Annotated in this window: 14 protein-coding genes and 2 pseudogenes; 7 read left to right on the forward strand and 9 right to left on the reverse strand. The window is 53.5% G+C overall.

Annotation, left to right across the window (positions count from 1 at the left end; all coding sequences use genetic code 11):
• The first annotated feature begins 8 nt into the window (after positions 1–8).
• The 5 genes and pseudogenes from JCM13996_RS00895 to JCM13996_RS00915 all read left to right on the forward strand — a co-directional run bounded on the left by JCM13996_RS00895 (position 9) and on the right by JCM13996_RS00915 (position 5,420).
• A pseudogene (locus JCM13996_RS00895) lies at positions 9–1,171 on the forward strand (FtsW/RodA/SpoVE family cell cycle protein).
• 477 nt (positions 1,172–1,648) lie between these two features.
• Positions 1,649–2,472 (forward strand): annotated as a pseudogene (locus JCM13996_RS00900) (MetQ/NlpA family ABC transporter substrate-binding protein).
• 82 nt (positions 2,473–2,554) lie between these two features.
• Positions 2,555–3,619 (forward strand): methionine ABC transporter ATP-binding protein, encoded by a 1,065-nt coding sequence (locus JCM13996_RS00905; RefSeq protein WP_054749241.1) that lies wholly within the window; start codon positions 2,555–2,557, stop codon positions 3,617–3,619.
• Complete coding sequence (locus JCM13996_RS00910; protein WP_054749656.1) at positions 3,612–4,310, forward strand: methionine ABC transporter permease; 699 nt, start codon at positions 3,612–3,614, stop codon at positions 4,308–4,310. The genes JCM13996_RS00905 and JCM13996_RS00910 overlap by 8 nt, the downstream gene beginning before the upstream one ends.
• A gap of 243 nt (positions 4,311–4,553) precedes the next feature.
• Complete coding sequence (locus JCM13996_RS00915) at positions 4,554–5,420, forward strand: helix-turn-helix domain-containing protein (protein WP_054749242.1); 867 nt, start codon at positions 4,554–4,556, stop codon at positions 5,418–5,420.
• Between the two features lie 146 nt (positions 5,421–5,566).
• On the opposite strand, the gene JCM13996_RS00920 is transcribed toward JCM13996_RS00915, so the two are convergent.
• The gene (locus JCM13996_RS00920) at positions 5,567–6,064 is read right to left on the reverse strand and encodes a universal stress protein (RefSeq protein WP_054749243.1); all 498 of its coding nucleotides are present in this window, start codon (positions 6,062–6,064) and stop codon (positions 5,567–5,569) included.
• Between the two features lie 81 nt (positions 6,065–6,145).
• Positions 6,146–6,418, reverse strand: a complete 273-nt coding sequence (locus JCM13996_RS00925) for a hypothetical protein (protein WP_156321794.1) — start codon at positions 6,416–6,418, stop codon at positions 6,146–6,148.
• 511 nt (positions 6,419–6,929) lie between these two features.
• On the opposite strand from JCM13996_RS00925, the gene JCM13996_RS00930 reads away from it, so the two are divergent.
• Together JCM13996_RS00930 and JCM13996_RS00935 are read left to right on the forward strand one after the other, a co-directional pair.
• The gene (locus tag JCM13996_RS00930; RefSeq protein WP_054749245.1) at positions 6,930–8,321 is read left to right on the forward strand and encodes a hypothetical protein; all 1,392 of its coding nucleotides are present in this window, start codon (positions 6,930–6,932) and stop codon (positions 8,319–8,321) included.
• A 20-nt stretch (positions 8,322–8,341) separates the two neighbouring features.
• On the forward strand, positions 8,342–8,695 hold the full coding sequence (locus tag JCM13996_RS00935) for a hypothetical protein (protein ID WP_054749246.1): 354 nt from the start codon (positions 8,342–8,344) through the stop codon (positions 8,693–8,695).
• 70 nt (positions 8,696–8,765) lie between these two features.
• Here the strand turns inward: JCM13996_RS00935 and JCM13996_RS00940 are convergent, their stop codons facing one another.
• The 7 genes from JCM13996_RS00940 to JCM13996_RS00970 form a co-directional block, all read right to left on the reverse strand.
• Positions 8,766–9,203 carry a YueI family protein gene (locus tag JCM13996_RS00940; protein WP_054749247.1) on the reverse strand — a complete coding sequence of 146 codons (438 nt, stop codon included), beginning with the start codon at positions 9,201–9,203 and terminating at the stop codon, positions 8,766–8,768.
• 23 nt (positions 9,204–9,226) lie between these two features.
• Entirely contained in the window at positions 9,227–9,442 is a 216-nt protein-coding gene (locus JCM13996_RS00945) for a hypothetical protein (protein WP_054749248.1), read from the reverse strand.
• Positions 9,439–9,681 carry an ROK family protein gene (locus JCM13996_RS00950; RefSeq protein ID WP_054749249.1) on the reverse strand — a complete coding sequence of 81 codons (243 nt, stop codon included), beginning with the start codon at positions 9,679–9,681 and terminating at the stop codon, positions 9,439–9,441. Before JCM13996_RS00950 ends, JCM13996_RS00945 begins: the two co-directional genes overlap by 4 nt.
• Before the next feature lie 66 nt (positions 9,682–9,747).
• Positions 9,748–10,122 (reverse strand): hypothetical protein, encoded by a 375-nt coding sequence (locus tag JCM13996_RS00955; protein WP_156321795.1) that lies wholly within the window; start codon positions 10,120–10,122, stop codon positions 9,748–9,750.
• Between the two features lie 646 nt (positions 10,123–10,768).
• Positions 10,769–11,503, reverse strand: coding sequence for a DUF998 domain-containing protein (locus tag JCM13996_RS00960; RefSeq protein WP_054749251.1), 735 nt, complete (start codon positions 11,501–11,503; stop codon positions 10,769–10,771).
• Positions 11,464–11,931, reverse strand: a complete 468-nt coding sequence (locus JCM13996_RS00965) for an AbrB/MazE/SpoVT family DNA-binding domain-containing protein (protein WP_054749252.1) — start codon at positions 11,929–11,931, stop codon at positions 11,464–11,466. Before JCM13996_RS00965 ends, JCM13996_RS00960 begins: the two co-directional genes overlap by 40 nt.
• Before the next feature lie 177 nt (positions 11,932–12,108).
• On the reverse strand, positions 12,109–12,750 hold the full coding sequence (locus JCM13996_RS00970; RefSeq protein WP_054749253.1) for an SDR family oxidoreductase: 642 nt from the start codon (positions 12,748–12,750) through the stop codon (positions 12,109–12,111).
• Position 12,751 lies beyond the last annotated feature (1 nt).

The following is a 12,751-nucleotide window of genomic DNA, read 5'->3' on the forward strand; positions in this document are numbered from 1 at the left end:
TCACAATTATGCTACTAGCATTGATTGGGTGCGTAGCCATCTTCATGGCGACCGCCAATGCCAGCAGTACTAGTGCCGCCATTAAGGCGGTAGTTATGCAGGTAGTCTGGTACGGCATCGGTTCAGCCGGGGTGGCCATCGTTATGCGGTTCGATACCGAGCAATTGTGGCGTATCGCTCCGGTACTGTACTGGATCGGGATATTTTTACTGATTGCGGTACTGTTTCTGTATGACCGTCAGACTGCGTTGGCTAACGGGGCCAAGTCATGGTTCAAGTTTGGTCCCATTACCTTTCAGCCCAGCGAGGTGATGAAGCCCGCCTATATTCTGATGTTGGCCCGCGTAGTGACGCTACACAACGCGGAAATGAGCCACACCATACGTAATGACTTTCGGCTGCTGGGGCAGATGTTGATTTGGACCCTGCCCGTCGTCGCCTTGATGATTTTGCAACACGACTTTGGGAGTACCTTAGTCTTCCTGGCCATTTTCGCGGGGTGGTGCTGATCTCGGGCATTAGTTGGAAGATCATTCTGCCGGTCGCCATCGTGGCGGTGGTTGTCGGCGGCGGTACCATTTTACTGGTTACCCAGTCCTGGGGCCGGGCCATTCTTGAAAAAGTGGGTTTTGAAGCCTACCAGTTTGCTCGAATCGATTCTTGGTTAGATCCGTCTGGTGCGACCTCAGGGAATAGTTACCAGTTGTGGCAGGCAATGAAAGCCATTGGTTCAGGGCAACTGTCCGGTAGTGGCCTGGGCAACCTGCAGGTAACGGTGCCAGTGCAGACGTCTGACATGATTTTCTCGGTGATTGGGGAGACTACTGGCTTTATTGGTTCCGGTGTACTCATTCTGCTATACTTCCTGCTCGTTTACCAAATGATTCGCGTTACCTTTGACACGAAGAATGAATTTTATGCCTACATTTCGACTGGCGTGATTATGATGATCATTTTCCACGTCTTTGAAAATATTGGGATGAACATTGGGCTACTGCCACTGACAGGGATTCCGCTACCGTTCATTAGTTCCGGGGGCTCGTTCTTGCTGGCCAACATGTTGTCCGTCGGGATGGTGCTGTCAATGCGGTATCACTACCAAAGCTATATGTTTAGCCGGGACCGTGAAGACTTTAGCCAGGTGCAGTTGACGCCTAAACGTAATGAATAAGCACTTCCGCGCCACGCCGAGTTAGCGTGGCGCGTTTGTGTCATGAGGCCTGTAATGCCTTCACACCAAAAATTCACAATGAACTCATTTTTGGGGTTGACATCGGCAAGCTGACCGGGTACCCTAGGTTTAAATCATCAAACGTAAACGAGTGACGTGAGAGAGATGGTGCATACGACCTAACAGAGACCCCGGATGGTGCGAGCGGGGAGGTACGGTGCCCTGAGAATGGCTCACTGATCGGTGCGCCGAGCTTCCCCGGGGAGTTAGGTGGCAATGGCCGGCATCCATTATCTTGCACACGGGTTGTTTGACCCGTTAGTGAGGTTCACGACTGCAGCGTGGGCGAATTAGAATGGCACCGCGGAATTCCGCTTCTAACGTAAGTTAGGGGCGGTTTTTTTTACGTTTGGTGGTCCGCACCATTATTCAAGCATTTATAAATATGCCATTATTGAATTTTTGGAGGAAACATTCATGAAGAAGAAATTTGTTGCGTTAACCGCATTAGTTGCTGCGTTGCCCGTATTTCTGGCTGCCTGTGGGAGCAGTAGCTCAAGCACAAAGACCACGACCGTCAAGTTGGGGGTCATTGGTTCAGATGCTGACGTGTGGAAGCCCGTTGCTAAGCGTTTGAAGAAGCAGCACATCAACCTCAAGCTGGTTGAGTTCACCGACTACAACAAGCCTAACCAGGCACTGCAAGATGGCGACATTGATTTGAACGCCTTCCAGACGGTCCAGTTCCTGAACAACTGGAACAAGGCCCACAAGACTAACATCGTCAGCGTGGGGAAGACCTACATCGGCCCGGTACGCCTGTACTCGCAGAAGGTGAAGAAGCTTAGTCAGCTGAAGAAGGGGGCTAAGGTTGCGATTGCCAACGACCAAACCAACGAGGCGCGTGCGCTGGAACTCTTGCAGCAGGCGGGTTTGATCAAGCTCAAGGGTAACGTCACCTTCCCCACGGTGCGTGACATCACCAGCAACAAGTTAGGCCTCAAGATTACGCCAGTGGATGCTGCCCAGACCGCCCGTTCACTGACTTCCGTGGATGCCGCCGTGGTCAACAACGATATTGCTTTGAACGCTAAGCTCAAGCCAAGCAGCGCCATCTACGTGGAAAAGATTACTAAGCCAGCAAGCCGTTCGTGAATGTGGTTGCGTCCACGAAGAAGAATCGCAACAACAAGGTATACAAGAAGGTTGTGAAGGCCTACCAGACTCAGGCAACCAAGAAGGTCATCAAGAAGGTGTACAATGGTTCTACCGAGGCTGCATGGGACTTGTCCTTTAAGTAACCAGCAGTCGTAACGATTGGGGATGGTCCTAGCCGCCGTGTTAGGACCATCTTTGTTCAGCAGGATGCTAGGAGGAACACAGATGAGTGAAGCACCAGTCATCACGTTGCAGGATGTCGACGTGTTATTTAAAGAAAAGAAGCAGGAGGTCCATGCGGTGGACCACGTCGACCTGAAAGTTAACCGCGGCGATATTTACGGTATCGTGGGTTATTCCGGTGCCGGTAAGTCCACGCTGGTGCGGTTGATCAACCGCCTGCAGCGGCCTACCAGTGGAACCGTCACCGTGTTGGGCGATGATATGGCGCAACTGTCTGCTAAGGAATTGCGGGCGAAGCGGCACAAAATCGGCATGATCTTCCAGCACTTTAACCTGATGGCCAGTCGCACCATTGCCGACAACGTGGCGTTCCCGCTACGGGGGACGATGCCGAAAAGTCAGATCAAGGCCAAGGTGGACCAATTGCTCAAGCTGGTTGGTTTGGCCGAACGGTCGAGCGCGTATCCGGCTGAGTTGTCCGGGGGGCAAAAGCAGCGCGTGGGGATTGCCCGGGCGCTGGCCTCGGATCCAGAAATTTTGATTTCTGACGAAGCCACGAGTGCGTTGGACCCCAAGACGACGTCCTCTATTTTGTCCCTGCTGAAGAGCTTGAACCAAAAGCTGGGCTTGACCATCGTTCTGATAACCCATCAAATGGAGGCCGTGAAGCAAGTATGTACGCGGGTGGCCGTCATGGATGCTGGAAAAATTATCGAGCGGGGGTCCCTGGTGGACATCTTTGCCCACCCGCAACAACAACTGACCAAGGACTTTATCAATACGACTATCCAGCTGGACGCTACACTGGAGGCCCTCAAGCTGCAGCCAGCGGTTCAGGATCTGGGTCCAGGTAACCGGTTGGTGCGGTTAACCTACGTGGGTGACACGACCGACCAGCCGTTGGTGGCGACACTCTATGCGGAGTACGGGGTGAGTGCCAACATCCTCTTTGGCGATATTCAAAGTTTGCAGAACACGCCGTTTGGTAACCTGATCGTGGTCCTCACCGGCGCACCGGACCAGGTAGATGCCGCGTTGACTTACCTCAAACAGAACGACGTCACCGTCACCGATGTTGATTTGAGTCAAGTAGGGGGTGCTGACTAATGATGCAGTTTTTTTGAAAAGTTTTTTTCCGAACGTAGTGCCGTTGTGGCACGGCGATGACGGGGTGCTCGACGCCATTAATCAGACCCTGTACATGACGTTTTGGACCAGTTTGGTGGCTGGGATCATCGGGTTGTTGCTGGGCATTTTGCTACTAGTGACTGATGAGCACGGCATTTTGGAAAACCGGCCGTTTTATTCGGTACTGGACAAAGTAGTCAACGTGTTCCGGTCCATTCCGTTCGTGATCCTGCTGGCAATCTTGAACGGCGTGACCCGTTTGATCGTTGGCACTGGAATCGGCTCCACGGCAGCGCTCGTGCCATTAATTGTTGGTTCAGCACCGTTCTATGCGCGACAGGTACAAAATGCGCTGCTGACCGTCGATGCGGGGGTGGTAGAAGCGGCCCAGGCCATGGGCATTTCCCCTCTAGGCATTATCTTCCGCGTGTACTTGCGCGAGGGGCTGTCGGAGCTTATTCGCGTATCGGTCCTGACCATTATCAGTATCATTGGTCTGACCGCCATGGCTGGTGCCATTGGTGGTGGTGGCTTGGGTAACTTGGCCATCAACACTGGGTACCTACGTTACGAAAACGACGTCATTTGGGTCAGCCTAATCTTCATCCTGATTCTGGTGTTCATCGTGCAGTTCATCGGCGACTTGCTGGCCCGCAAGACTCACCACTAAGCTAGCTGGTGTTGGCGACGGTAAATCAGATTAACCGTTACTTTGTGTAATGGTTGAGCAAGGTCACCACTTATTAAACGTGTAATTTAATGCTACTATTAGCCCCCGCACTAAAAAAACTTTTAGTGCAGGGGCTTTCCTTTTCTGGATATAATTAACCTACAGTTGTTTGTTGCTTGGTATGGCAGTATTTGTACCGAATTAACTGGTGGGCTGTTATCGCCACCAAAGGGGTGTAAGTATATGGTGAAGAACGATCATGAAGTACGGATTTTAGGGGACCGCGTGCGTTATTTTCGGAAGCTACGGGGGCTGTCGCAAAGCAAGCTCGCCGACGGTATTTGTACCCAGGCTACGATCAGCCTAGTCGAAAAACGCAATAAAGTCCCCAGCATGAAAATTTTGGTGCAAATCGTGCGCCGTCTGGGCGTCCAAATGACGGACGTGGTGGTGGAGCCCCAGGACCAGATTCAGATTACGCTGGATCAGGCGGTGGCAGCCATGCGCCACCGGCAACCGGACACGGCTGCTGCCGCGCTAGCCACCCTGGACGAAGAGCACGATTTACACACCGTGGATGATCAGAAGCGCTTTTACTACGTGCAGGGGATGATCCAATTGACGGGGGAACGTAAACCGGAAGAGGCGGTGTACTACTTTAACCGGGTACTGCAGCTATTCACGGGTGAGGATGCCGACGTGTATGCCGTGATGGCCATTTTGGGGCTCGCCCTCGCGTACGCCGACATGGACAACTTGGGCCGTACGCGACTCTACGTCAATGAGGCGTTGACCTTACTGCAGGATGTGCACCGGCAGGGGGAAGCCTTTCTGGATAGCGACCTGTTGATTCGCTGGTACATTTGCAGCGCCCTGTACCGGTTGGGGGACTACCAGGAAGTATTGCACCGGGCGGATGCGGCCATCGAACTAGCCGTCCACAATGAACGTTTGTTCCTGCTGGACGAGTTTTACGCGTTGCGGGCGCGGTGTTTAGTCCAACTCCGGGCTGAGGGTACTAATGAGGCGTTTACGGTTGCTATTTCCCTGGCGGGGGTCAATCAGAATCATGCTCTGGCCGCGACCCTGCAAGCAGAAATGGCCAGCTAAAGCAAAAGTTGCTATGTTATTTTTCACAAAATGCTACTGAATAAAAAAAAGCACCAACCGGAGACAACAATAATTGTTTCCTGGTTGGTGTTATTTTTTTTGTTAGCGATAAGCTAATTAACAATCATGTTTGCAATGCTTGTTCACTATTGCTCATTATCTGGTGACGGTTTCTTGGTGGTAGCCAGAACCGGCTTGTTTTCCAAATCAGTCCGGACGACGAGCACGTCGCATGGAGCTTCACGGGTGACGTACGCGGTCACTGACCCAATCAGCAGGCGCTCAACCGCATTCAGACCGGTAGCACCGATCATGATCAGGTCGATGTTACGCTCCTTCGGGATATCGCGGGCAATCACCGTCTTGGGTGCGCCGTACTCAATGGTGTAGCTCACGTTCTTCAGACCAGCATCTTCGGCGGTCTGTACGTAGTCGGCCATGGTCTTCTTAGCAGCCGCGGTGACCTGCTCCACCATCGCGGAGTCAAAGCTAGAAACGTTCTGGAACGCCCGTGTGTCAACAATGTGTACCAATAACAGTTCGGCATCGTTCCGCTGGGCGACGGCGATGGCCTTTTTGAACGCAATCTCCGCCTCGTATGACCCGTCGACGGCAACCAAAATGTGTTTGTATTGTTGTAACATAAGCCCACCTCCTTCATTAGGTTACCTTTAGCATACAATGTTGTGAAAGCTTTTTCAATCCCAATGAGAATGCGATTACAATTACAAGAAGCGGGTGCAGGACAGACCAAACAGTCCCATGACGGCAGCGCCTAATACGAGTGCTACGAGGGCGAGGTTCACAATATTCACAAAGGCAGCGACCAGGGACAAAACGGCGGCAACTAGGAGACCGTAGCCCGCCAGCCCCATTGTTTGAGCCAACTGCGTACTGGGTTCGGTGAATACCAAGAAGGGCTTGTGGCGGTGGCTCAATAAGTACCACGCAATGAGGACGAGAATAACGGCATAAAGTAACATCAATATTAGTAACACGATACGCTCCTTCGGGATGTGGTGGGGGTCTGGGCCGAGCCAGAATAGTTCTGGCCACAAAAAAAACTGGCGCGAGGCCAGCCAAAAGTTGTCTTTTGATTTGAAGGACTAGTGGTGCCGTTGTGGCTTCCCAATTCTTGTGAACCCGCGATAAAGCAGGTGGGAATATATGCAGCGCGCTCTTGTGGGCTAAGTGATATAGCCCAATTGTCGTGCTAGTCCCATATTCCCAATGTAATGAGAATGTTCGGTCAACTGATTAGAGGGAAGAGCGAACACCTTAGTGGCTTCATCAATAATATAGCATTAACACGTACTAGATACAACAGTTTCAGCAAGGTAAAATTTGTTTAAAGCGCGTCATGTTGGCATTGACAACGGTTACAGCAATGCTGGTAGTTTCAAGCCAACGGCCACTAATAACGTGGTTACTCCGTTAGGCTGGCTCCAGCACTCGCCTCGTGGCGGGCAGCCGTGGTATTGTAGTTACTGGAATGGGAGGTTGCGAGTGATGCAAGTAACTGAAGATATGCAGCGGGTGCTCCAGCAGGGGATGGCCCTGTTGCGCACTGCAATGCCGGTACGTATTTTGCAGCTGGGACGGTGGCAGCGTCGGGTGCAACTGGATCGGCACGCTAGTCCGTACCTTTACCCAGTGAGCGCGACCACGGCGATCGTTATGGGTACCCAAACGGCGGATACGGATCAAGCATGGTCCACTTGGCAGGCCGTCGCGGCGACGGCCCCTGCCATTGCGCATGTTGATGGGTTGACGGCGGTTAATGACGGTGTCCGGGTTCAGTTGGCGTTGCCGGAGACATTACTGAGCGATGCGTTTGCGGCTGCTGGCAAAGCTGTGCAGGCGGCCGGGTACGTGGCTTACCGGAACGGTTGGTATTTGCGGTGGGCGCAACGGTTACAACAGCGGTTGCCCGCCATGATTCAGTTATTGTCACCCGCGGCGCCGCCCGTGACGGCCGGGCAGGTCGATTTTGCTAGCCTCAAACGGTACCAGCGGACCGCTCCAGAGCCTGCAATTGGTGCGACGGCGGGTACGGTGACCTTGGCGGGGGTGCAGTTGGCGCAGCGGGGCATCCTGACGGTGGATGTGGATCTACCAGCCAGTTGCTTACCTGACGCTGCGCACCTGGCAGCGCTACGGGACCTCGGTTGGTTGACGTTAGGGTTGCCAGATGGTGCTGATGCCGATTTGAATGCCTCCGCGACGACTTTCTTCACTGGTGAAGACGCGCAGCCAGCCGTGCTGGCGCGGTTGCAGGGTCTTGGACGCGTTGCCCCACCAGCAAGCAAAACTATCCTGCGGGGGTTCAGTGGTGCTGCACCGCAGCAACAACTTTTCCTGCGCGCCGCTTTCGTGGCGGGGATGAGTATTGAGCCGTTAGGTGATGGTTTATGGTCGTTGGGCCGCGAACCACACCACGTACTTTTGACTGGGAATCAGTTGGGGTTGAACCCGGATGCGGCCGTAACGTTGACCAGTAACCGCGATGCGTTGTTACACTACCTGGGTGTGCACGGACTGGTAGTACCGCGGGGCAACACTTACCGTAGTGCGGCGGCGGCTGAGTCCGACTTTGCTCGCAGCTTTGGGCACAAGAGCATCTTCGTGGGCAGTACTCAGACGGGCCGGGGAACCGCGATGCCCGTACCACCGACCCCGGAGCGGTTTGCCGAGGTCGTGCGCTCGCTCGGTCACGAAATCATGGTGCAACTCCTCGCACCGGGAACCATCGAGCGGTGCCTCGTGCTGGATGGGCAAGTGCTGGCCGTTCAGGCCCATGATTATGCGTACGTTGTGGGGGATGGTCGGCATGATGTGCAAACATTATTAGCGGTTAAACGTGCACGCCGTACGGCCGCGGGACAGGCAACGTTGAACTAGATGCGGATGTGCAGGCTGCTTTGGCCCGCCAAAACGTCACCCCGGAAACCGTTGTGGCACGGGGTAGCCAGGTGTATCTGGGACGTAACCCAGCAGCATTTGCTGCCGGTGAGTATTGGGACGACCGCGATAGCTTGGATAGCAGTTATGACGCGGTGGCCATCCGCGCGGCCCAAGCGGTCGGGCTCCGGTACTGCAGCGTGGATTTAGCGGTAATCAACGGCTTCATGCCGTATACTGACGACCAACCAGAACTGGCGCAGGTGGTCGCTGTCGACCCCGCACCGAATTTGGTCAGCTGGCTGCGACCAACTATTGGGACGGGCGTTGACTTGAGTAGCAAGTCCTGCAGGCGGCGGCCCAGTAAAGGGTAATCAAGCAAAGATGCGGATCAGGCACCCATACCATATGGGTGCCTGATCCGCGTCTTTATTTTGCTCCTTTTTAGTGGAAAAAGCCGAATAGCCCCTTCTTTTTGGGTGCTTCTGGGTGTGCTGCATTGACATGCAACGTGATGTCTTCCTGGTTAACGGCCTGGTTGCTGACCACCAGTAGGCCGGTTGCGGAGTCGGCAGTTTGCGCGCTGGCATCATTCACCATGGTGAGGGACATGTTCAGCTGACCCAGCAGCTTCATCACTGGCCCGGTCACGCTGGCGTCTAGTTTGCCGTTGATCAAAGCGTGGTGGTCACCCCCAACTAATGCGGGCAGTTGTTCGCGCAATGCGGGCAACGTTGCCGCTTGACGCATGGTGGCATTGTCCACGCGTAGCAGTACGCGTTCACGCAGGGAGCCTAAGTATTGCCGGCGCTCATCCGGATTGGTTTGGCGGGGGCCGTACATAGCGTTATTGAGGTGATCTTGCATTTGGTCGTCAGCCATTTTGGAAACCTCCTTGAGGATAATTACAGGGTGTAAGGGGTAGCGCGTAGGATCAACCACCTTAGACCCACCAGCATGGCCCCCTCAAAGTCGTGGACGTACTGGGTTTTGAATTGGTTCGGGTGGTAGTGCAACGCCGCATTTTCCTTGATTGCGGCCTCGAAGGTAGCCTGCGGTACACCGTTTGAAGCCAGGACAAAGTAATCTGGGGCTAAAGCAATGTTGTAACTCACCATCAAGTCGGTGAGCACCGTGGCGGTTTCGGCGTCAGTTTTGGGAGCCCATGTTCTTGCAGGGCGGGGGTGTACTTGGCCTCCCCAGCGAGGGCGTGGTGTCCTTCAATGAGTTGGTTGTTAGTGAAAATGCTGATACCCGGCATGATTCGTTGCGGGAAGTAAATACCCACGGTGAGCGCAGTGTCTGGAATTCCGTTTTGGCGCGTGTACCCAACCGTCATCAGGTGAACATCATTTTCCATGTAGAACGGCAACGTGGTGACGTTACGGACAACATCATTTAAGTCCCAGCCGTCGAATTTTTCGTTCTAACTGGATTGGACCACACCATGGTCAATTTTGCCGGGAAATGCGAGGCCGACCGCAACTACCGTGGGGTCCAGTTGCAACGCCTGGCGCAGGGCGTCAGCCGGTGTTGACCGGGTATAATCGCTAAAGTCGGTGGTGACACCAGTGCTCAAAATTGTCCCCGCCATGTTGACCACGTGTGGTTTGATTACCAGGTCGTTGTGCCCCAGTTGGGGATTGAGTTCTTCCTGGATGGTGCATAGTAGGTAACGTTCGGCATCATAGTTGAAGAAATATTTAGTTGCCGGGCGCCCAACTTCCCGTTGCACCATGTTTTTAGCAGTCACGAGATTTTGATTAATTAACGGCTTGATCAGTGAATTGACGGTGACCACGCTCAAGTGTAGTGAGTTGCCCAAATCAGAGGCAAAGGCACTGCCCGCGCTAAAGATAGCACCAGCAATTGAAATTGAGGTTTTGTTGTCGTTGGGGGTTCTTCTTTGGTGTCATGGAGCGACCTTTCTTTCGCGAATCGAATAATGAAGTGCATCTGCGACTTGGTTGAACCAGTCATTATTAAATTACTAAATAATTGTAGTTGATAAAGTAACTTAGGTAAACCGGCGTTATGAGGGGTAATTTTGTCGTCACACTTTTGTCACCCTGAACATGTCTGCAAACACCACTTTAATCAGCAATTCTTGAAATTTACTTGTGCGACTGGTAGTCATTGCTGAAAACGGTTTATAAAACCCATTGGCAAAATGTCCGTTAAGGCCTTTAATTATAGCCGTTTAGTAAAGGTCTTTATTAAAATACTTAATTTTAGTGATTTGAAAGGGAGGTAATGTCGATGGTCGGTATTATTCTTACCAGTCACGGCGCTACAACAAGTTGCGGCTGTGCGTGCATAGATTACAAACAAAGAACTCCGGTTCATCGTGGGCACTAAGCAACCCCTTGTATGCGTGCTTAGGCGACGATGAACCGGAGTTTTGATGTATAGACAGTTTGGCTGACTAGAGCCAAGCCGCGGTGCCCTTACCGCGTGACTTTGATATGAACGTCCCACTGCCAGCGGTCCTGGATGGCCAAGGCGCGCAGCCGGCTGAATAGTAGTAGTAACCAGCCAAACGCCACGGTGAAGGCTTGAATTTCAAAGGAGGTCAGGGATGGGTAGCCAAACAGGCGGAAACCAAAGTTGAGTGTGAGGAGAATGATGGCGACTAGGTACGAAACCCACAGAAATTCGCGGCTGACCTGGGGTAGCAGCCAGCGAATGCCGACGATAAGCACCGCCAGCAAAATGATCAGCATACCGGCCGCCTGGTCATGCAGTAGGTGTGAGGCGGCGTTGTTGGGGAAAATACCAATGCACGCTACGTCGAGCGCGACCAGCGTCAGCAGCGCGCGCATGATGTTGATACGACGATTACCCGGGTAGCGCTGGCTGATGGCGACGAAGAGCGTGTCAATCAATGCCACCATCAGGAGGGCTGCCAGCATGAGCGTCGCGTTGAACTGCCAGGCGTTATTAGCCATGTCGGTCCCTAAAAAGCTGAGGTTATGCTGCCACCAGCGCCGTTGATTGTTGGAAGCCATGGCGATAATCACCCCGGTGATAATCACCACCCCCAGGAGTGCGCTCAGCGTGTTCGCGTCCACGTGGCGCGCAGCTCGGACCATCAGGGTGTTGCTGCTTACGGTCAAAATGAAGAAAATAATGGCTGCCGTGACTAGGTCAAAGCTGGCGCCAGGAAACAACTGGCCCAGCAACCAAAAGCCACCAACCAGCGCGAGCGCCAGCATAATGCAAATGAGCCAATGATGACGGGGAGGTTGCGCCAGTAAATACGGGGTACTTCATGGTGGCGCCGGGCCACAATTAGGTTGCAGGTGAATAGGACCATCCCCGCGACCAACGCGCAACCAATGACCATACTGGCGAGCGAGAAGTCTCCGGAGAGCGGGATTGCCGTCGTGTGCTGCGTGAGCCAGTAGATGTAGACCCCAATGGTGAGTATGGCGGTAACGAGTAGCGGCCAGTGCAAGTTAAGCCGTTCCACACGATCACGTGGTTGTGGCCGGATGATCAGGCGGTCATTTTTGACGGCGACCCGCACCGGGGTGTCATCCGTGACCCCGAGTTGTTGTGCAACCGCAGCGGGTAAGGTGACGGTCAACTTGGTTTTGTGATTGGACATGATATCCTTCCTCTTCGTAACAATCACCCACATGATATCAGAGAATGGCCGGAGGTGGTATGTGGCAATTGTCCCGTCCAGGGTGATTGTACGCGCGAAAAGTGTGCCCAAACAGCACGACGGGCCACCGCGTTCGTCAACACGGCAGCCCGTTGAATTGATTAGTTTATTGATTCTTTAGTAGAAGGACGGCTTGCTGCCGTCAGTGTGCGGCTGGTTGACGCCAACCGAATGCCGAACTTCCTGGGTCGGATCGTTGATCAACTTGACGACGTAAGCGGCGATACTCTTCCGCGAAACTTCGGTCCCTTTAAACGGTTCACCCTTTTCTGTGGTCTCGTAGTTCACGACGTCACGGTTCGATAACCATGCGGGCCGGATGATGGTGTAATCCAGGTCCGAGGCTTCAATGATTTTCGCTGCCGCGGCGTAGTGCTCCAGGTAGCCCCCATCCAACATCTGGTGGTTCCACTTGCCAAAGGCGCCCGGAACTTCGTCGTAAATACCCAAGGTGGAAATCCAGATTAGGCGCTTTATGCCGGCCTGATTCATCGCGGTGACCACGGCTTGGGCCTGGTCCTCAATGTGCGCGTTGCCTAAGTTAGCATACACAACATCAATGTCCTGCATGGCGGCAGTGAGTTGGGCAACATTGGTTGCATCCCCATCGACGACCTGCTCCCGCTGCGGATTGGCATCCTGGATTCGCTTGGCGTTGCGTAGAAACAGGGTCAAGTGGTGGTCAGTCTCCTGTAATAGCTGCGTCCGGGCTAGGCGGGCGATTTGCCCGTGCGCCCCCAAAATTAACACGTTACTCATA

This window comes from Lacticaseibacillus thailandensis DSM 22698 = JCM 13996 (assembly GCF_001312865.1).
GTDB lineage: Bacteria > Bacillota > Bacilli > Lactobacillales > Lactobacillaceae > Lacticaseibacillus > Lacticaseibacillus thailandensis.